The following is an 18,814-nucleotide window of genomic DNA, read 5'->3' as shown; positions in this document are numbered from 1 at the left end:
AGCGGCCTTATTTATCCAAAGCTTTGCTCAGAGATTACGCGGCAACTTCTTCGGTAACGACTGTCGCTTCTTCTACTTTCGGTGTTTCTACCACAGTCACCTTTGCTTTTTTCGTGGCTTTTTTGGTTGCTTTCTTAGCTTTGCTTTTCGCTTTTGCCGCTTTAGCTGCTTTTTTGGCTTTCTCGGCTTCTTTTTTAGCCAGCTCTTTTTCCATTTTAACAATGGCTTTCACTTTAGCGCTTACCGCTTTTGCAGTCGCTTTAGCGGCTTTTACAGCGTCTTTAGCTTCTGCTTGCTCAGCGGTTGCCGCTTTTGCGACTACGGACAACTCAGCGACTTTGGCTTTATTGGTTTCTACCGCTTTAACTGCAGCGGCTGTTTTCTTGGCTTTAACCTTGGCTTGAGCTGCTTTCAATTTGGCTTTGGCTTTAGCCAGTTTATCTGTGGCAGCTTTAGCAGACTTGTCTGCTTTAGCAGCGGCTTTTTCTAATGTCGCTACTTCGGTAACTGCAGCTGCGTTTAATTCCGCTAGAGCTTTCTCGAAAGAAGCAACGGCTTGATCAAGAACAGATACCGGAGCGGCTTTTTTCGCAGTTTTGGCTGCGGTTTTTTTTGTGGTTTTTTTCGCTGTCGGTTTAGCAGCAGGTTTTTTTGTTACGGTTTTTTTTACGGCTTTTTTTGCTCGTGCCATGAGTGTAGTCCTCGATGATTAAAAAATGCGCGAGGATTATACGAAGTGCGATTTAAAAAGTGAATATATTTACTTCTGAAATTGCAAAAAAATCGGTAAATTGTTTTGATTCTCTGTAGTATTTGAAAAAAATCGACCGGTTTTCGAAAAAGCCAGAAGCAAATGGTGGAAATGTGGGAGGTCGTAAAGCAAGAAAAAGGCCGAGCGATGATCAAATTTTGGCATTACATTTGCCATTAAAAAACGACGCCTGTAATTTTTCAAGTTTGAAAACAGAAAAAAGGCGACACCTGATAAACTGGCTTTCTTGGTCGGTCGTTTCAATTTTGGGGTGAGCTCGGGTTGAGTGTACGGTCTGGTAAAACTATCATTTAAGGTAACACCGAATGAAAATTCAAATCATGTCAACCGATGGTTGTCACTTATGCGAGCAGGCCATCGGACAATTTTATTTTGCCAAGCAACAAAAGCTGATTCCTGAGGGAATGACTCTGGAAATGATTGACATCATTGGGAGTGGTGGGTTGGTAGAAGTTTACGGGGAAAGAATTCCGGTATTGGTTAACCCGAGTACGGGTGAGGAACTGGGTTGGCCATTTGATGTTCAGCAAATGGTTGATTGGCTTACATCGTAGTGAACCATCTTGTTGACCATTTTGAAGGCCTTTATTCGATTTATCTTAACCAATGTATACAGTGCCCTTTGTCGACATGGTTTAATCCGGCTGCTTCAAAAACTTCGCAAGCAGTAAGTAAAGCCAGTCAGCGCAATGAATACAAGTACCGGGCCATAAAGTATAAGTAAAAGTAAAACTCCTCATTTTCAAGCGAAGTATCACTGACACATCGAAGAGTTAGGCGTGCAGTATGTTTACATCAAACTGATTTTAATAGCGAGGACGAGCGCTTTCATCTGACCGACAAACAGGAGTTCTATCAACTTACTATTTTAAAGGAGGGATTTACAAAAGAAATAAACGAAATGTGTGGGTTAACAACCTTCTAAGGCGACATAGTTGCTTTAAAGACAAAACGCCTTATGAGCTACTTTGTGAAAAAGGGGGACTAAATTGGGGTGTCAGACAAAGCCTTGTAATGCACTTAATTGTGGGTTTGTTTAATCGTATTATTCGGGCGTTGGCTGAACTGGAGAGCGGCGGGTTTTTAAGGTCTAAATAATCTAAAGGGAGGTGACCGTTGGTCTGATTAATCGTTTCTAGAGTTTTGAAGCGCTTATACTGTTGGTAGTGGAAGATTTTTCACGGGAGAATATAAAATGGCTATAAATATCAATCCACAAGAAGAGTTTTATCACGAACTTGTTGTTCATGCAGAAGTATCTGAAACGGTTATTCAAATTTCTGATCTTGATGGATTTCCAATCAGTGAAAGTCAGGGGGTCTATGCAGCGGCGTTGTTACCCGGTCGTTATGTTATTCGTTTCGACTCTGGAGCACGGTTTTTATACGACTTACGCGATGACGCTGATTTGGAACAAATGGAAGTTGAGGCTTTGCCGGGTGCTCCACCCCTTTTATTCTAATCGTAAATAAAAACTACTAAATGGTTAAGAGTAAACCTTAAGGGGTATTTGATCTTCCTCTTTGTTCTGCATTCCTTAGGCTTTAAACATGGGTTTGCTTGATAATTTTCTTACGAGGAATATACAAAATTGTAACGAGTGCTGCGCCTGCGATATCGGCTGCCCAGTCCAATAAACTGAAGCTTCGGTTCGCTAACGTATATTGAGCGATTTCAATGGCAATACCCAATAACACCATTAAACCAAACAAATACCACCGCTGAATACGAATAAAAGCACTCATCATTAAAAAGGTAACGCCTGCAAAGGCGATAAAATGAAATAGCTTATCGGCATGAGGAAACATCATGCTGCCTTTTACTGCTGGGCCCAAAGTTAACATTAATAGGAGCGCAAGTGACAATAGCGCACTGACCTTCCAAAAAGGATGGCCCAGGCGAGGCAGTAGTTTATTGAATATAAAGTCAGTCAATGGCTTATTCCTTTATTAACGTCTTATTTTTTGGCTTAACGAGTGATACTGTGTATTCAAGTAATACTGTAAGTTGTTGAGTATTAGTCCACATCCAACAAAAGTCTTGAGCTTCATTGGCTGTAAATATGGTCGGTTTAAACTCTGGCGTTAAGTGTTCGGCAATGGGATAGATAACTTCATTGCCCTGATGATAGTGAATATTGAACTTAAGTGGATCGCTTGCTTTAAAGGAAAACTGTATTTGCTGGTTGGCGTTAAGCGAAAAGCACTCTTCAAATATTCGAGTGGGCTGTATGGAGTATTTATTTTGAATGGGTAGCTTGCTCGAGGCAAAGCTTGTGCTAATTAAGAAAAGCAGTGAAATCCCAATATTACGCATTTTATTTGTCTTTCGGCTCCTTTACTAATCATCTATTTCGAAAGGTGCAAATGGAACACCTTTCGAAATAAAGGAAAAAAGTTAGAGGTTTTCTAACTGCTTCGCTTGTTCTTTCAATTTGCCTAGGGCTGATTCAACTTCCGCCAATTTTTCCTTTTCTTTATTAACCACCGCTTCGGGTGCTCTATCGACAAAGTTCGGGTTTTGTAGTTTGGCAGCAAAGCGCTCTTTGTCTTTCGACAGCTTTTCTATTTCTTTGTTCAATCGTGTTTTTTCTGCGGCAATGTCGATTAAGCCCGCCATTGGGATCAAAAGATCCATTTCGCCAACCAATGCAGTAGCCGCTGCTGGTAATTCATCGCCTTTATTTTTCCACTCAATGGATTCAAGCTTGGCTAAAGACATTAGAAAATTGCGATTTTCAGTCAGTCGACGTTGATCGTCGCTGGAACCATTATGCAAAATCAATGGTACCGACTTAGCCGGAGAAATGTTCATTTCTCCGCGAATATTACGTACGCCTACCACAACGTCTTTGACCCATTCCAGATCGTTAACGGCAGTAGCGTCACTGCGTGATACATCATAAGCTGGGAATGATTGCGTCATAATCGTATCCGCATCAATACCGGCCAATGGCGCTAAGCGCTGCCAGATTTCTTCAGTGACAAAAGGCATCATCGGATGAGCTAATCGTATGACTTGTTCTAATACGTTTACCAAAGTATGGCGCGTGCCACGTTTGGCCGCGTCGGTTGCATCATCAGCCGTTAAAGCGGGTTTAGAAAGCTCAAGATACCAAGAGCAATACTCGTTCCAAATAAAGTCGTATACGGCTTTGGAGGCTAAGTCGAAACGGTATTCGGTAATTTGCTTTTCAAATTCTTTTATGGTGGTTTGCAAGCGAGACCAAATCCAACGATCGGCCAGGCTAAGCTCTAAATTGTTATTGTTTTGCCCGCAGTCTTCGCCTTCCGTATTCATCAACACGTAGCGTGCGGCATTCCAGATTTTATTACAGAAATTTCGATAACCTTCTACGCGACCTAAATCGAAATTAATATCGCGACTGGTAGAGGCTAGCGCGCAAAATGTAAAACGTAGTGCGTCGGTACCGTAGGCTGCAATGCCTTCTCCAAACTCTTTACGGGTCCGTTTGGCAATTTTTTCAGCCATTTTAGGCTGCATCATACCGCTGGTGCGCTTTTCAACCAATGCATCGATCCCAATACCATCGATTAAGTCGATAGGATCCAGTACGTTACCTTTCGACTTCGACATTTTCTGGCCGTGCTCATCGCGAATCAATCCGGTGATATACACTTCTTTAAAAGGCACCTTTCCGGTGAATTTTTTGGTCATCATAATCATTCGGGCAACCCAGAAGAAAATGATGTCAAAACCGGTGACCAAGACGGAAGAGGGGACAAACGTTTCCAATTCTTTCGTTTGCTCTGGCCAACCTAATGTGGCAAAAGGCCATAATGCAGAAGAAAACCAAGTGTCGAGCACATCGTCGTCCTGTTTCAACTGCACATTATCCGCCAAACCGTATTTACTGCGTGCATCAGCTTCGTTACGTGCGACATACACATGACCATCGCTATCGTACCAGGCGGGTATGCGATGGCCCCACCACAATTGACGACTGATGCACCAGTCTTGAATGTTGTACATCCACTGGTAGTAAGTTTTGCTCCAGTTTTCTGGAACGAATTTGATCTCACCACTTTCTACCGCTTCGATGGCGGGTTTGGCTAAAGACTCAACGGCAACATACCACTGATCGGTCAAATAAGGTTCGACAACGGCATGACTTCGGTCACCGCGCGGCACTTGAAGCGTATGGTCTTTGATCGAGTCGAGCAGCCCGACTGCGTTAAAGTCTTCAACAATTTTTGAGCGCGCTTCGAATCGATCTAATCCAGCGTAACCTTCCGGAATTGTCAAATTAATATCGGTAATGGCTTGGCCTTTGTAGTCAAAGGCTTCGGCTTTTTCGAGAATCGCCGCGTCTGGAGTAAACACATTCACCAGTGGTGCGTTATGCCGCTTACCGACCTCATAATCGTTAAAGTCGTGCGCGGGTGTAATTTTTACGCAGCCGGTACCGAATTCTTTATCAACGTATTCGTCAGCAACAATTGGAATTTCACGGCCGACTAATGGGAGTAAAACGGATTTACCCACTAATGCTTGATATCGTTCGTCTTCAGGGTGAACGGCTACGGCTGTATCGCCGAGCATGGTTTCTGGCCGCGTGGTGGCAACGACAATATAATCTTTTCCATCGGCAGTTGTGACGCCATTTGCAAGAGGGTAACGGAAATGCCACAGGAAGCCTTTTTCTTCTTTATTTTCCACTTCGAGGTCGGAAATGGCGGTGTGGAATTTGGGATCCCAGTTGACCAGTCGCTTACCGCGATAAATGATGTTTTCATCGAACAAACGCACAAACACTTCTTTTACCGCATTGGAACAGGTGTCATCCATGGTAAAAGCTTCGCGTTCCCAATCGCAGGAATTGCCTAAACGACGCATTTGTCGCGTGATGGTTCCGCCCGATTGCTCTTTCCACTCCCAAACTTTTTTTACAAAATCTTCGCGGCCTAAATCTTGACGGCTTTTGCCTTCTGCTGCCAGCATTCGCTCAACAACCATTTGTGTAGCGATACCCGCATGATCGGTACCCGTTTGCCACAAAGTGTTGTCACCTTTCATGCGGTGATAGCGGATCAAGGTATCCATTATGGTGTGCTGAAAGGCATGACCCATATGCAGGCTGCCGGTGACATTGGGTGGCGGGATCAAAATGCAATAAGGGTTACCTTCACCTGAAGCCTGGAAATAGTTATTGGTTTCCCAGGTTTGGTACCATTTTTGTTCAATGTCTTGCGGGTTGTATGCCTTGTCCATATTGAGTCTTTATTGATTCGTTGGTCGTGGATAAAATAAATTGGATCTACAATTAAAGATGTAGGGGGCGTATTCTAAGGGTTCAACACTACCCTCGCCACTGTTTGTCTCCGAAATCAACGAAAAACTTAGCAGATTATGGCCATTTCCAGTCAGTACGATCCAAAATCCAACTTATTGACCGTGACCCTGAGCGGAAATATATCAATGGAAGATATGGTTTCTGCCTTCCAGCAATACTACGGAGGAAATTTTCCACCTAATATGGATGCACTATGGGTAGCGCTGGATTGCCAGTTTGACCTGGACGTCATGGAGATTTTTTCTTTAGCTAAATTCAGTCAGTCGCAACGAGAATTTGATGGGTATCCTGGAACAGCGCTCGTAGCTGAACAGCGACTGGTAAGGGACTTTTGCAGAGAATATATTACTTTGGTTCAGGAGGCGCCTTACGAAGTAAGGCTATTCGATAATGAGTCGGACGCACGTTATTGGTTGAAGCATCGCCAAAATTAGCGAGGTATTTAAGCCGCGGAATGTTTGAAATGCTTTAATGGGTAACCACGATCTCTGTAGTGCTTAAAGCGCTCGCGCGCTTTTTCTTTTTTCTCTTCATCACCAAACGCAAATTCAATGACGGTAGCAAACTGCCCGTGAAAAGGCGGTATTTCATCGGAAAGATTCACTAACACATCGGGTCGAATTTGCGGTTCTTGTCCGTACCCTATTTGGATGGGCGGGTAAATGCCTTCGGCTTCCCCAATGAGCAGGTGCGGCAGAAAACTGCTGGGATCCTGAGTCCAGAGCATTTCGTCCATATATTCGGCATCACGTTGTGAAGCGGTATGAATAAAAACGCGCTTTTTCGCCTGATACGCTTTTTGTATAAGAGCTACCGACAGACGAAAAGCCGAACGTGGCTTGTCGTCTTCGAGAATGTGAAATTCAATGTGCGTCATTCAAACTTTCCATCAGTCTTTGTCTTTGTCTTTGGCTGATTTGGCGTGGACTCGATCAATCACATATTGAGTGAGTAATGAAACGGGACGCCCGGTTGCACCTTTGTCTTTGCCACTTTTCCAAGCTGTTCCGGCGATGTCCAGATGGGCCCATTGGTATTTCTTGGCATAGCGTGCCAGGAAACAAGCCGCGGTTATCGTTCCGGCGGGTCGGCCACCAATATTAGCCATATCCGCGAAATTGGTGTTAAGTTGTTCTTGATATTCATCCCAAAGTGGCAGACGCCAAGCGCGATCACCGGCGGTTTCGCCAGCATTAAGCAAATCGTGCGCTAACGGGTTATGGTTGCTTAATAATCCAGACGCGTGTGCACCCAATGCAATAACGCAGGCTCCAGTTAACGTCGCAACATCGATCACGACATCGGGGTTGAACTTTTCGATGTAGGTTAATGTGTCACATAAGACCAATCGGCCTTCGGCGTCGGTGTTTAAAATTTCGATGGTTTGACCGCTCATGGAAGTGACGACATCTCCAGGTCGGCAAGCATTTCCTCCTGGCATATTTTCAGCCGCTGCTACAGCCATTACTACATTGATCGGTAATTTTAGCTGCACAATGGCTAGAAAAGCGCCGAAAACGCCGGCAGCGCCGCCCATATCATACTTCATTTCGTCCATGGCTTCGCTGGGCTTAATGGAAATACCACCACTGTCGAAGGTCAGTCCTTTACCGACCAATACAATTGGGTTGGCATCGGCTTCACCACCGTGATAATTCAAAAGGACCAGTTTGGCCGGTTGCGCCGAGCCGCGCGCTACTGCCATAAACGCGCCCATACCCAGTTCGGTCATCTCACTTTCTTCGACAATGGAACATTCTACTTTTTCGTAATTGTCGGCGATTTCTTTTGCTTGCTCGGCCAGGTAACTCGGCGTGCAAATATTGGGTGGCATATTGGCTAAATCTTTTGCCAACTTAACGCCTTCAGAAACTGCTAGCCCTTCGGTAATGGCTTGTTCGCCAATGGTGAGATCGCGTCGGGTTGTGACGTTAAAAACCAGTTTACGTAAAGGACGACGTGCGGTGTCGGTTTTGCTTTTTAATTGGTCAAAAGTGTAGAGACAGCCGTGAGTCGCTTCGACCGCGTGTTTTACTTTCCAGTGCGTATCACGGCCCTTAACATTTAACTCACTTAAGAAACAGACGGCTTCCATGGAGCCTGTGTCATTGAGTGTGGAGATGGCTTTGGCCATGACTTTTTTATATTGGGCTTCGCCAAAGTCGCGCTCTTTACCGCAACCGATTAATAACACACGATCGCACAAAGTGTTTGGGACGTTGTGCAAAAGTAAAACTTGGCCCAGCTTGCCTTCCAGATCGCCACGCCGCAGAATATTGCTGATGTAACCTTCGCTGACTTGATCCAATTGTTCACCAACACTGCTGAGTTTTCGTGGCTCGAAAACGCCGATAACAACACACGCACTGCGTTGTTTTTCCGGACTTCCGCTTTTTACGTGAAATTCCATAGGTACTCCTAAAAGTGGGCATCGGGTGGTTGAGCGTTAAGAGTTTGCTCTCCACGGGTTAAAAATTCATGCTATATTAAGCACAAAATTAACGATATAAACCTTTGAAAATAGGGATTTTAGACCAATCTTGTCGAAAAATCACTAAAAGTATAAGTTTTGAGTAGAGTTCTGTGCGATTAAAACGTTACCTCAATAAGGAGATTTTATTAGCCTCGGCGGCAATTTTGCTGGTGCTGATGTTGATCTTTACCAGTCAACAATTTGTGCGCTTTTTGAGCGATGTGGTTGATGGAAAAATTGCACCTGAATTATTGCTCAGTATGGTGGGATTGCAAATGCCACCTCTGATCGGTTTTTTACTTCCGTTGTCTTTGTTTCTGGGTATTTTACTGGCTTACGGTCAACTTTATGTTGAAAATGAATTGACTGTTGCGCGCAGCATCGGGATCGGCAATCTCGCTCTCGCGCGAATGATACGTCCTTTGATTTTATTTTTTTTCCTAATCGCGGCCATATTTAGCTTGTGGGTAGCCCCTTGGGCTGCAAATACGCAACAATCGTTGTTAAAGCAGCAGGACAGCCAGTCTGAGTTATCGTTTTTAAGTCCTGGAAAGTTTCAACTCAGCTCGGATGGCAGTCGTGTTCTTTACGCTGCCGATCGTGATACGAATGGCGAGTTTCAACAACTCTTTTTTGCCAGTTTACCGCAACAAAATCGTAATCAGTGGCAATTGGTATCGGCGCAAAAAGGAGCCTATACAGTGAATGAAGCGGGTCAGAGTTTTCTACGGTTGGAACAAGGAGAAAGTTACCTGATTCCAGATTCATCACCAGGATGGAGTATTTCCGCTTTTGGCAATTATTTGATGCGAGTACCACCGGCGGATGACAGTGATCGCAAACAAAAATTAAAAGCGCTTTCAACATTTTATTTGCTCGCCCATTTGTCTCCAGAGCATTGGGCAGAAGTGCATTGGCGATTAGCCATTCCCATCAGTATTCCGTTACTGATGTGGTTGGCAATTCCTTTGTCGCGAGTAGAACCTCGGAAAGGTAAGTTTGCACGAATGCTTCCCGCGATTTTGGTGTATCTCAGCTACATGATTTTTTTACTGCTGTCTCGTGGATTAATTGAAGACGGTAAAATCCCAGGAGTGATAGGGCTTTGGTGGATTCATGGATTATTTGCTCTTTATGTAATATGGCAATACCGTAATCCGCACAAGTCACGCAGAAAAATCAGACCTCGCAGGAAAGCATCATGATCGGTGTTTCAATACTGGACCGTTACATAGGCCGACAAGTCTTGTTGAGTGTGGTGTTTACATTACTTGTTTTAATTGGATTGCGTACTTTATTCACGCTTTTGGATGAAGCAACAAAGATCGGTGAGGGTGACTATCAGTTTTTTGATGCACTTTATTATTCTTTGCTATTGATACCATCGAGGCTGTATGAGTTCTTTCCGATGGGCGTGTTAATTGGTGGATTGTCTGCACTGGGTGTTTTAGCTGGTCAAAACGAATTAACGGTAATGCGTGCTGCCGGAATTAAAACGTTTCGCATTGTCATGAGTGCGGTGAAAGTGACCGTCATAATGATGTTGCTGGTGATATTAACGGGGGAGTGGATTGCTCCAGCTACCAGTCAAAAAGCACATCAAGCTCGAGCACAAGCACTCAGCGGATATAGCTTGAGTGAAACCAAAAGCGGAGTTTGGGCGCGCGACAAAAACGATATTTTGCATATTGAGCATATTATCAGCCAGTCTAATTTGTCAGGGGTAACGTTGTTTCGATTGGATGCCAACGCACGCTTGCAGGAATTGATCAATGCCGAAAGTGCGGTTTTTGTGGATGGTTATTGGCATTTACAAAACGTTCTACGTCAAACGCCGCAAAAGGATGAAGTGAAACAAACGATTCAGCAGCGTTTGATTTGGGAAGGCGATTTAAATCCAGGGCATGTGGAAGTGTTAACGCGCGATCCGGAAATGCTCAATTTGGCCGGCCTATATGAATACCAACGCTATCTTGACAATAATCAACTCGACAGCCGGCGTTACCAACTCGCTTTTTGGCGAAAGTTAACTCAACCTTTTACACTGATTGTGATGATTGTACTGGCCAGCTCGTTCATTTTTGGGCCGATGCGATCGGTCAGTATGGGGGCTCGCCTCATGACGGGTATCGTTGTTGGATTTGCTTTTCATATTGTGAATAACTTTTTTGGCCCTATGAGTTTGGTGTATAAGTTTCCGCCGATTCTTGGTGCAACGATGCCTATTTTGGTATTTGCCGTAGTGGCAGGTTTTTTGTTGAAACGGGCAAGGTGAAAAACAGTTACGAGTGACGAGTTTCGAGTGAAAATTAGTTACCCGACTTGACAGTCGGAATAGGGCGGTCATCATATTTGTCGCAACTCGCAACTCGCAACTCGCAACTCGCAACTCGCAACTCGCAACTCGCAACTCGCAACTCGCAACTAAATCAATGGCTTGTTTTCTTCCGCCGTTTTTTCTCTTTTCGGTAATTGCACCACATAAGCATCAACCGCGATATCGTGCCAGCCTCGATGATCGGCGTCGATAAATGCCCAAAGGTTGGCCACACCACCGAAAGAAAGAAAGGCGCGTATTAAACAGTCTTGGGTGGATAATAATGTGCCGTCACTTTTTAATAATTGAATGCGCCAGGTACGCATACCCACCGTTTGCCCACCTTTACGCCAACAATAGAGATAATAGAGCGACGTTCCGATTATAAGGTAGACCGCCCAGAACGGATGGTTACGCACGGTTTCCGAGATTTGGTCCGATGGCATAAAACTGAAAAGCACTAAGTTCAGTAAAGCCAAACCGATAGCGAACACCAATACCAGCACACCGGCCGCAGGAAGCCAGTCGTACACCCAGGCAAACAGTCGCTTCCAGGGAGAAGCCGGGGAAACCTGAACTTTCGTGGTTTGTGCGTTCATATTGTCATGTCTCGTTTTAGTCACGCCGCGCAGTCTATCAAAAAGCTTCTATTGGCTCTAGAGCGTGGTACAATGCGCGGCTATGCAATTAAGGGATGGTCTCTCGGCTCCCCTCACTAAAAAACTTATAAACTTCAGGACAATAACTTTCAGGATTACATCATGTCGCATAACCGTAAAATATCAGTGATTGGTTTAGGTTACGTGGGTTTGCCCGTTGCGGTGGCTTTTGGGCAGACGCAACCGGTGATCGGTTTCGATATCAACGCCGAACGTATTGAAGAACTGAAAAAAGGCTTTGATCGCACGTTAGAAGTGGAGTCGACCGAGCTTAAGTCTGCGGATATTGAGTTTTCGGACAACATTGAAACTTTGGCCAAAGCTGACTTTTTTATCGTTGCGGTGCCAACGCCGATTAATGAAGCGCGTCGCCCCGATTTTCGACCGCTGTTATCCGCCTCTAAAACGGTCGGACAAGCGCTGAAAAAAGGCGACATCGTGGTGTTCGAGTCGACGGTTTATCCTGGCGCAACCGAAGAAGATTGCGTACCGATTTTAGAAGAAGTGAGTGGTCTTAAATGCGGTAAAGATTTCACTGTGGGTTATTCGCCTGAGCGGATTAACCCGGGTGATAAAGAGCGTACTTTTACCAAAATTATGAAAATTGTTTCCGGGCAGGATCAAGAAACGCTCGATATCGTCGCGGCAGTATATGAAAGTGTTGTAACCGCAGGTGTTTATCGCGCGTCCAGCATTAAAGTTGCGGAAGCCGCTAAAGTCATAGAAAACACTCAACGTGATTTAAACATCGCGTTAATGAACGAACTGTCGTTGATTTTCCAGCGTATGAATATCGATACGCTGGATGTGCTTGAAGCGGCAGGAACCAAATGGAATTTCTTGCCATTTCGTCCAGGGCTTGTTGGCGGTCACTGTATCGGTGTGGATCCATATTACTTGACGCATAAAGCGGAATTGATTGGTTATCATCCTGAGGTCATTCAAGCCGGTCGTCGCGTCAACGATGATATGGGTAAAACCATTGCGCAGTCAGCGATCAAAAAACTGATCAAAGAAGGTGCTTATGTTAATAATTCAAAAGTTGCTGTGTTGGGGTTAACCTTCAAAGAAAACTGTCCGGATCTACGTAACTCCAAAGTGATCGATATCATCGAAGAAGTGCGCAGTTTTGGTATTGAGCCGATGGTTTATGATCCAATGGCCGACAGCGAAGAAGCGCAACACGAATACGGTGTCGAGTTAGCCAGTCGCGAACAATTAAATGACTTGGATTTGGTGTTTGTCGCTGTGGCACACAATGAATTTAAAGAGTGGGACATGGCTGACTTTGAGCGCATGTTAAAATCAGGCGCCCACGTTTGGGATATTAAGGGTATTTTGGATCGCGAAGGCTTTAAGCATTCCAGCTTTAAGTTGTCCAGAATTTAAACGTTTCGATTGCTTTTTCATCAATCAGAAACAATTGGTGGAGGAGTGGATAAATAGAGTTGCAATCGGCAGTCGATTGATTATAATTGCCCGCTCGTGAGGCAACTCGCGACTCAAGCCAGACCCGAAAGGGTGCTACCAAATGGCTTGCAGTAATTACACAATGCCAGAGTGGTGGAATTGGTAGACACAGGGGATTCAAAATCCCCCGCCTTTGCGGGTGTGACGGTTCGAGTCCGTCCTCTGGTACCAAATTTATAAAAGCCGACGTTTTGTCGGCTTTTTTGTGCGTATTAATTGCTTAAACTTACAAAGCTAACTGGAAATTAATAGAGTTTAAATTCAGTTTAGCAATCACCAATACGCTTAGCGTCCCAGTTCCTATTCATTTCCATTGCCCAAAAGTTTAGACAATAATCGTTGCACTTCTTCACGTGAAAACACAACGGGTAATCGCTCTTATTCGCGGCGCGAGCCATTTTTGAAAAGTCACCAATATCAACAGCGAGAACACGTTTGTACAAAAATACTAACGCATTCAATGCGACATTTTGGGTAGCACCGGACACATTTTCGTTAACCGCGAGATGACTTAAAAATGCGCTGATATGCGTATGGTCCGTTTCTAACGGATGCGTTTTCTGGTAAAAAAGAATATAGCGCTTGATCCAGTGTTTGTATGCCGCTTCGTTACGTGGACTATAGCGGAGCTTTCGGAAGGTAAAGTGAATTTGATCAAATAGCCTTGGACCTTGAATCGCGGTCCGCACTTTTTTTATCGTGGTAGGAAACTCTCTATAATGTATTGAAATAAAAAGAAAATATTTTGAGTGGAAAACACCCACTCGTATTATAACGAAACTGGGTCCGCTTTTTCCCATTGCATTATGAGAATTGGTAATCTTAACTGTATGTTATAAGTAAGAAATATGAGAAAATTTCAATAGTGAGATAAATTAATATGCGGTTCTTAGGGTCCGCATATCACTAATGTTATAAATCAAAATCGGAATAGTAATTTTATGCTTAAAAATTTAATTTTTATTTTCCTGTTATTACTTAGTCATACGGCATTCGCATCTGTAAATTGGACTGCTAAAATTTCAAAGGTAATAGTATACCCTTCGGGTAAGGCTGCCGTTTATTTAAAGGATTTATCGTTGCCGAATCCAGCAGGAAGTACATGGGACTGCACAGCTGACAAAGCTTTATTAGGAGATCCTGCAAATAGCTCCTTATTATCAATAGCACTTACGCTTTATACAACGCAAAAAGACGTAAGAATTGGTGTATTAGGCTCTGAAACTAATTGTACTGTTACATATATAACCGGTTTATAACAAACAAAGGCAGCGGATCAGGTACCGCTGCTTTGAACGTTAAGTACAAATAGGAAATTTCATGTTAAAAATAAGTTTAATATTTATATCTTTGTTGTCATTCAACTCAATGGCGAACGAAAGATTTCTATTGCCAATACTTCAAGAACATCAAGCGCTATTGAAAGTTGAGGAAACTAGTGGAGATGCTCTTCTATTATGGGAGCCTACTAAGCGAGCACAACTAGAAAAAATCTGGGAAGTAACTTCATTGATTTTTAAAGATATGGTTTTGATTGAATCCAGTGTAAAGGAATCATGTAAATCAACAAAATGTGAACTTCATATAATGGCGAATATTATGAAAGAGAGAAAGAAGGTAACTGTAAGCTTTGCAAAAAGCGATGACAAATATTGGATCACCAATATTCAAACTAAAAATACTTAACCAGGCATTGTTTCAGATTTTCAACAGTCGCTTCACTCCTGTTAAAATTTGAAAAATTTGGCGTTAAGCAATAAAATGAACTGCGAAATATGTCAAAGCAAGCTTAATCCTATCAGGATCAAATTATTGGTGACGATAGGGGTAAAAGCTAAATGTAAAAACTGTGATGCTCGATATTCAGGTAATCGCTGGGTAAAGGCTGCATCACGCTTTTTTGAAAGTGTTGGGATAATGTGTTTGTTATTTTTATCTCTATACTATTCGTCTTTCATACCAGCAATACTAGGAGTTTTAACTTTGTTAGCGGTTTTGTCAGCACTCCCTGTTTCGCTTGACGAGTCTGATGGTATAAACAAAAGAATACGTAATACTTATGAAAGGGCTTGACAATAAACTGTTGCGTGACTGCGAACCGCTCCTTGCAGTCGTTAATCAAAGCCGCAAAGTAACGCGTTGGTATGACTCCCGTTGTCAATAGATACAAAACAACACCTGCTTTTTTAACAAAGCCTCACTAAAGTTAGATCAAGTCAATGCATTCGATGAAGCCAGTAATGTCGTCGATTAACTTGCTGGTATTCGTGGGTTACTTTTAAATTTCTAAAAGCCTATCCAACCTTACTTGTTACGTCGTGGTACCGGTCTTCAGTCTATGCACGTGGTTCTACACTACTGTATTAAGGGTAGCCACCTAACGCTTTCGAGATTTGTACCATAACCGTAGCTTGATCGATTGCATTGACTCGAAACGCTTTCATGCAAGTACTCTCGCAAGTCGCTGTTTAGGGTTAACCGGGGAGAGCACAACTTCGTGGGCGATTGCCCAGAAGTAGGCAATGATTTCTCTGGCGATAGCTGTCACAACCACATTGTAATGCTTACCTCGTTTGATGAGTCGTTGGTAACGTTTGCATAATCTCACTTGAGCATTCCAGGCGATGTCGATGATGACTTTGCTTAAGTCTTCCTGGCGCTTTTGTAATTCCGTTGACACATTGGCCGGGTATCGATAACTGTGCGCACTTTCAATCAGTAACCGACGAGCACGACCATTTCCACACTTTGTAATTGCTCCGAGTTTTCGGTTGCCTCCACTGGAATATTCACTGGCGGTTAAGCCGACATAACTCATCAGTTTTTTAGGCGAATCAAAACGAGTGAGGTCACCTAACTCAGCGATGACACTAACGGCAATTAAAAAGCGAACGCCACGCAGCACTTGAACAGCCTTAACTAATGGATAATATCGCCACTTAGTCGCTTGATGATATAGCTCTTCATCCAGTCGTTTTAATCGTTTCGTGCGTTCTGAAATAGTTTGAAGCATCTCTTGCAGAACAAATTGCTGTGCCGGATGAGACAGTACGAGTTCCGTGAGCCATCGCAAATGTTTTTTGGACCAGTTAGCTGTAGCTGGATAACGAATATTATTTCTTAGAAGTAATGATTTTAGTTGGTAACGAGCGTCGTTTAGGTCATGCATTGCAACTTCACGAGCACGAGTTAAATCTCTAGTCGATTCATCTTCGGATTCGGGAACATAAATAGGATATGCATCACCGTTTTTTAGTAATCTGACCAGCATTTCGGAGTCTCGCTTATCGGTTTTTACTCGATCCCCTGGTCGCTTAGGTATAAGAGACGGCGCTAATAAAAAGCATTCATGCCCGAGTTTAGTCAGGAGCCGATAGACCCAATATCCACAGGGGCCAGCCTCATACACGAAGTGAAGTGTTGCTTTTGGATACTTGGATTGAAGCTGACGGGCCAATCGAGTAAAACCTGGTTTGGTTGAACGAATTTGACCAAGATGCTCGACAAGAGCCTCTCGATTTAATTCCGAATAGCTTACTGATGTAAACTCTTTATGAGTGTCCAATCCAATAAATAATATGGTATCGTTATTCATGCTAGCCTCCGCTTATAGGGTATCTCTGCCTATAGTATGGCTCTGGCTTTGCTAATCCACGGTTGGAGGCTAGCGCTGAATGAAAACTAGACTCCTAGGGAGTCATTATGTCTATGCATCTTGAGGTAAGGAATGCATTGGAAAATATTTACTGACGCAAATACATCAGAAAAAGCTAGTAAAGTATTGCACAAAGTAATTGCTCAGTTAGAAGTAGAATGTGGTTCTGAGAAAGTAGAGCCTTACCACAAAGGTGGTTTTCTTTGCTCGTTTAGTTCCTCAAACGAAACATTGAATTGGTCACAGTCGGTGCTTGAAGCTTTGTCATTGGCACAAAAAATTGGTCGTGGCTGGGTTCTATCTGGGGATATCTCAGAAGAATTGGACGCTTGGTCAAACGAATCTTCAGTTGCCGGCGTTCAAAATATACATTTGGTGGTGCTAAATAATGCATAACAAAACGTGTAAGCGAGGGCACTTCGTGCCGGGACGTCCAAAACTATACTTTGGCCGCCCCTTCACTCTGCGTTAGGTGTCTGAAGAATGAATCCTCTGCACAAATATGAAGCTTGGCTCGATACTCTCGATGCTCGCTTTAACATAAGCGGTCAATCTATAGGGTATTCTTTTGATAAACAGCATAAGTTTCCGCTCGAGGCGTTACAAAACAGGCAAGAAATCTTTGAGCAAGCGGAAATACTAAAGTCTCTTGTTCGGGAAAATTCGGAGGGCCTCCCCTTGGAATATATGTGCAAAAGGCTAATTAGGTTATCCATCAAAGCAAATGGCCTTGATTTAAACATTGATGAAACGCTGAATGGGCTAAAAGAAAAGTGGTCCGGTTTCAACAAATGAACATAAAAATGGATCACAGAAGTAAAAAGAACCAAGGGTGTTATCGAAAGCTGTTTAAAATATAACAATTCAAAGCAGTAGATGAACTACTGTTTGAGGCGTTGAACTTTTGCTTTTGGTCGAAAGCTGAACGTCTTGTGCAACCAATGCAAACTCATAATAAAGGATTGTTAGATTAAGCGTGAACTACATTTAAGTGCAGTATTTCTGCTTCCGAATAATTTTTTTTGAAAGAATGTAACCAATTGATATTCTTACAAAGAAAATTATTTTAGATATTCGGAAAGTAGCGCCTAACATATTGAGTTTATTAGTATTTATAGGGAATTCAAAATCCCCCGCCTTTGCGGGCGTGACGGTTCGAGTCTCCAAATCAATTTTTCAAACAATCGTACTGTGCATGATCACATTAGGGCTTTATGTTGTCTATCGCCTTTTTACACTCACAGCTAAAGCTAATCGCTACATTAAAAATCCTATTCCCAATTGGTTCGTTTTGACAGCGATTTCGGTGCATTTGATTTCATTTTTTAGCTTAGTATTCTTTTTTACTGCAAATGGGTCACAAGAATTGCTCATATTTTCTAAAGGAATGCATGTTGTATCTTCCATTTTTCATGTCGTTTGGCTTGTAAAGGTAAGAAATAGAATTAACTCAATAAGTGGTGTGCAAAAGAAAAGCCCGTTTTGGCTAAACCCGTTCTTAAGTACGTTCTTTCATGTTATTTACATTCAGTACAAAATCAATCAATCTGTAAATGCAAATTTGCGTGCTGTTGAAAATGCGATATAACAAGGCGCATAAAAAAGGCCAACTATCGCTGGCTATGACCTTCACTACGCAGCTTTTCGTTTCGGCGCCTGGGCGCGACATTAGGGTAGGTAAGGAAATGATACTCACAATAATTACAGGAGTTGCGATTTTTGTTTTCGGACAAATTACTTATCAAAGTATGGATTGAGCCTCTCCAAGAATTTAGGAAAATAATTACTGGAGGCGCATGTTATCAAGTCGGTAATCAGACAATATTCAAGCGCTGTAAGCCGACCCAAATTAAACACCTTCTAATATCTGTCAATGCCTGAAATATGAACAGCAAGGTATGTTGCAAGTCGTAACGCGTAGGTAAAATCTGTTAGGTTGAATTTATTGTTATTTATAGAAAGCTTAAAATCCATACCTTTACGGGTTTTGACGGTTCGAGTCCGTCCTCTGGTACCAAATTAAAAAGCCGGTTGGTAGTGTTTAGAAATCTGTGTCATTTCAGTAAACTGTTAAAAACAGGAATGACCTATGACTCAAGAATTCGACTTTAATAAAGCATTAGAACAACTTCAATCAGGTAAGGCGCTGACCGG

The 18,814-nt window shown here is 43.0% G+C and carries 19 protein-coding genes and 1 tRNA gene; 11 read left to right on the top strand and 9 right to left on the bottom strand.

Annotation, left to right across the window (positions count from 1 at the left end; translation table 11 throughout):
* Positions 1 to 34 precede the first annotated feature (34 nt).
* Positions 35 to 691, bottom strand: a complete 657-nt coding sequence (locus ACTUJY_RS13525) for a hypothetical protein (RefSeq protein ID WP_463616633.1) — start codon at positions 689 to 691, stop codon at positions 35 to 37.
* Between the two features lie 386 nt (positions 692 to 1,077).
* Between ACTUJY_RS13525 and ACTUJY_RS13520 the strand changes: the two genes are divergently transcribed.
* Positions 1,078 to 1,326: a glutaredoxin family protein gene (locus tag ACTUJY_RS13520; protein ID WP_463616632.1), complete on the top strand. Its 249-nt coding sequence runs from the start codon at positions 1,078 to 1,080 to the stop codon at positions 1,324 to 1,326.
* 641 nt (positions 1,327 to 1,967) lie between these two features.
* Positions 1,968 to 2,234: a hypothetical protein gene (locus ACTUJY_RS13515; protein ID WP_463616631.1), complete on the top strand. Its 267-nt coding sequence runs from the start codon at positions 1,968 to 1,970 to the stop codon at positions 2,232 to 2,234.
* An 82-nt stretch (positions 2,235 to 2,316) separates the two neighbouring features.
* Here ACTUJY_RS13515 and ACTUJY_RS13510 read toward each other — a convergent pair whose 3' ends face one another.
* The 3 genes from ACTUJY_RS13510 to ACTUJY_RS13500 all read right to left on the bottom strand — a co-directional run bounded on the left by ACTUJY_RS13510 (position 2,317) and on the right by ACTUJY_RS13500 (position 6,004).
* On the bottom strand, positions 2,317 to 2,706 hold the full coding sequence (locus ACTUJY_RS13510) for a VanZ family protein (RefSeq protein ID WP_463616630.1): 390 nt from the start codon (positions 2,704 to 2,706) through the stop codon (positions 2,317 to 2,319).
* A 4-nt stretch (positions 2,707 to 2,710) separates the two neighbouring features.
* Entirely contained in the window at positions 2,711 to 3,088 is a 378-nt protein-coding gene (locus ACTUJY_RS13505) for a hypothetical protein (RefSeq protein WP_463616629.1), read from the bottom strand.
* A gap of 81 nt (positions 3,089 to 3,169) precedes the next feature.
* On the bottom strand, positions 3,170 to 6,004 hold the full coding sequence (locus tag ACTUJY_RS13500; RefSeq protein WP_463616628.1) for a valine--tRNA ligase: 2,835 nt from the start codon (positions 6,002 to 6,004) through the stop codon (positions 3,170 to 3,172).
* Between the two features lie 138 nt (positions 6,005 to 6,142).
* Between ACTUJY_RS13500 and ACTUJY_RS13495 the strand changes: the two genes are divergently transcribed.
* Positions 6,143 to 6,520: an STAS/SEC14 domain-containing protein gene (locus tag ACTUJY_RS13495; RefSeq protein ID WP_463616627.1), complete on the top strand. Its 378-nt coding sequence runs from the start codon at positions 6,143 to 6,145 to the stop codon at positions 6,518 to 6,520.
* An 8-nt stretch (positions 6,521 to 6,528) separates the two neighbouring features.
* Here the strand turns inward: ACTUJY_RS13495 and ACTUJY_RS13490 are convergent, their stop codons facing one another.
* Together ACTUJY_RS13490 and pepA are read right to left on the bottom strand one after the other, a co-directional pair.
* Positions 6,529 to 6,963, bottom strand: coding sequence for a DNA polymerase III subunit chi (locus tag ACTUJY_RS13490; protein ID WP_463616626.1), 435 nt, complete (start codon positions 6,961 to 6,963; stop codon positions 6,529 to 6,531).
* Positions 6,964 to 6,975: 12 nt separating this feature from the next.
* Positions 6,976 to 8,496: a leucyl aminopeptidase gene (gene pepA, locus ACTUJY_RS13485; protein ID WP_463616625.1), complete on the bottom strand. Its 1,521-nt coding sequence runs from the start codon at positions 8,494 to 8,496 to the stop codon at positions 6,976 to 6,978.
* A gap of 173 nt (positions 8,497 to 8,669) precedes the next feature.
* Between pepA and lptF the strand changes: the two genes are divergently transcribed.
* Positions 8,670 to 9,764, top strand: a complete 1,095-nt coding sequence (lptF, locus tag ACTUJY_RS13480) for an LPS export ABC transporter permease LptF (protein WP_463616624.1) — start codon at positions 8,670 to 8,672, stop codon at positions 9,762 to 9,764.
* Positions 9,761 to 10,834, top strand: coding sequence for an LPS export ABC transporter permease LptG (gene lptG / locus ACTUJY_RS13475; RefSeq protein WP_463616623.1), 1,074 nt, complete (start codon positions 9,761 to 9,763; stop codon positions 10,832 to 10,834). The genes lptF and lptG overlap by 4 nt, the downstream gene beginning before the upstream one ends.
* A 149-nt stretch (positions 10,835 to 10,983) precedes the next feature.
* Here lptG and ACTUJY_RS13470 read toward each other — a convergent pair whose 3' ends face one another.
* On the bottom strand, positions 10,984 to 11,475 hold the full coding sequence (locus ACTUJY_RS13470) for an RDD family protein (RefSeq protein ID WP_463616622.1): 492 nt from the start codon (positions 11,473 to 11,475) through the stop codon (positions 10,984 to 10,986).
* Between the two features lie 162 nt (positions 11,476 to 11,637).
* Between ACTUJY_RS13470 and ACTUJY_RS13465 the strand changes: the two genes are divergently transcribed.
* Together ACTUJY_RS13465 and ACTUJY_RS13460 are read left to right on the top strand one after the other, a co-directional pair.
* Positions 11,638 to 12,924 (top strand): nucleotide sugar dehydrogenase, encoded by a 1,287-nt coding sequence (locus ACTUJY_RS13465; RefSeq protein WP_463616621.1) that lies wholly within the window; start codon positions 11,638 to 11,640, stop codon positions 12,922 to 12,924.
* 165 nt (positions 12,925 to 13,089) lie between these two features.
* Positions 13,090 to 13,176 (top strand) — tRNA-Leu (locus ACTUJY_RS13460).
* A gap of 95 nt (positions 13,177 to 13,271) precedes the next feature.
* Here ACTUJY_RS13460 and ACTUJY_RS13455 read toward each other — a convergent pair.
* Positions 13,272 to 13,694, bottom strand: a complete 423-nt coding sequence (locus ACTUJY_RS13455) for a site-specific integrase (RefSeq protein WP_463616620.1) — start codon at positions 13,692 to 13,694, stop codon at positions 13,272 to 13,274.
* 252 nt (positions 13,695 to 13,946) lie between these two features.
* Here ACTUJY_RS13455 and ACTUJY_RS13450 point away from each other — a divergent pair, with 252 nt between their 5' ends.
* Together ACTUJY_RS13450 and ACTUJY_RS13445 are read left to right on the top strand one after the other, a co-directional pair.
* Positions 13,947 to 14,264, top strand: a complete 318-nt coding sequence (locus ACTUJY_RS13450) for a hypothetical protein (protein WP_463616619.1) — start codon at positions 13,947 to 13,949, stop codon at positions 14,262 to 14,264.
* Between the two features lie 61 nt (positions 14,265 to 14,325).
* Entirely contained in the window at positions 14,326 to 14,691 is a 366-nt protein-coding gene (locus tag ACTUJY_RS13445; protein WP_463616618.1) for a DUF2652 domain-containing protein, read from the top strand.
* A gap of 754 nt (positions 14,692 to 15,445) precedes the next feature.
* On the opposite strand, the gene ACTUJY_RS13440 is transcribed toward ACTUJY_RS13445, so the two are convergent.
* Entirely contained in the window at positions 15,446 to 16,600 is a 1,155-nt protein-coding gene (locus ACTUJY_RS13440) for an IS110 family RNA-guided transposase (RefSeq protein WP_463616617.1), read from the bottom strand.
* Positions 16,601 to 16,732: 132 nt separating this feature from the next.
* Between ACTUJY_RS13440 and ACTUJY_RS13435 the strand changes: the two genes are divergently transcribed.
* Positions 16,733 to 17,056 (top strand): hypothetical protein, encoded by a 324-nt coding sequence (locus tag ACTUJY_RS13435; RefSeq protein WP_463616616.1) that lies wholly within the window; start codon positions 16,733 to 16,735, stop codon positions 17,054 to 17,056.
* Positions 17,057 to 17,756: 700 nt separating this feature from the next.
* Entirely contained in the window at positions 17,757 to 18,248 is a 492-nt protein-coding gene (locus tag ACTUJY_RS13430) for a hypothetical protein (protein WP_463616615.1), read from the top strand.
* Positions 18,249 to 18,814: the final 566 nt, after the last annotated feature.

It is taken from the genome of Pleionea sp. WD8-19, from assembly GCF_055326765.1.
Note: the sequence above shows the minus strand (reverse complement) of the source record. Positions and strands in the feature narration are given on the sequence as shown.

Coding starts and splice junctions, on each gene's coding strand:
- ACTUJY_RS13525 (WP_463616633.1), bottom strand. CDS start 691: ATGGCACGAGCAAAAAAAGCCGTAAAAAAAACCGTAACAAAAAAACCT.
- ACTUJY_RS13520 (WP_463616632.1), top strand. CDS start 1,078: ATGAAAATTCAAATCATGTCAACCGATGGTTGTCACTTATGCGAGCAG.
- ACTUJY_RS13515 (WP_463616631.1), top strand. CDS start 1,968: ATGGCTATAAATATCAATCCACAAGAAGAGTTTTATCACGAACTTGTT.
- ACTUJY_RS13505 (WP_463616629.1), bottom strand. CDS start 3,088: ATGCGTAATATTGGGATTTCACTGCTTTTCTTAATTAGCACAAGCTTT.
- ACTUJY_RS13500 (WP_463616628.1), bottom strand. CDS start 6,004: ATGGACAAGGCATACAACCCGCAAGACATTGAACAAAAATGGTACCAA.
- ACTUJY_RS13495 (WP_463616627.1), top strand. CDS start 6,143: ATGGCCATTTCCAGTCAGTACGATCCAAAATCCAACTTATTGACCGTG.
- ACTUJY_RS13490 (WP_463616626.1), bottom strand. CDS start 6,963: ATGACGCACATTGAATTTCACATTCTCGAAGACGACAAGCCACGTTCG.
- pepA (WP_463616625.1), bottom strand. CDS start 8,496: ATGGAATTTCACGTAAAAAGCGGAAGTCCGGAAAAACAACGCAGTGCG.
- lptG (WP_463616623.1), top strand. CDS start 9,761: ATGATCGGTGTTTCAATACTGGACCGTTACATAGGCCGACAAGTCTTG.
- ACTUJY_RS13470 (WP_463616622.1), bottom strand. CDS start 11,475: ATGAACGCACAAACCACGAAAGTTCAGGTTTCCCCGGCTTCTCCCTGG.
- ACTUJY_RS13465 (WP_463616621.1), top strand. CDS start 11,638: ATGTCGCATAACCGTAAAATATCAGTGATTGGTTTAGGTTACGTGGGT.
- ACTUJY_RS13450 (WP_463616619.1), top strand. CDS start 13,947: ATGCTTAAAAATTTAATTTTTATTTTCCTGTTATTACTTAGTCATACG.
- ACTUJY_RS13445 (WP_463616618.1), top strand. CDS start 14,326: ATGTTAAAAATAAGTTTAATATTTATATCTTTGTTGTCATTCAACTCA.
- ACTUJY_RS13440 (WP_463616617.1), bottom strand. CDS start 16,600: ATGAATAACGATACCATATTATTTATTGGATTGGACACTCATAAAGAG.
- ACTUJY_RS13435 (WP_463616616.1), top strand. CDS start 16,733: ATGCATTGGAAAATATTTACTGACGCAAATACATCAGAAAAAGCTAGT.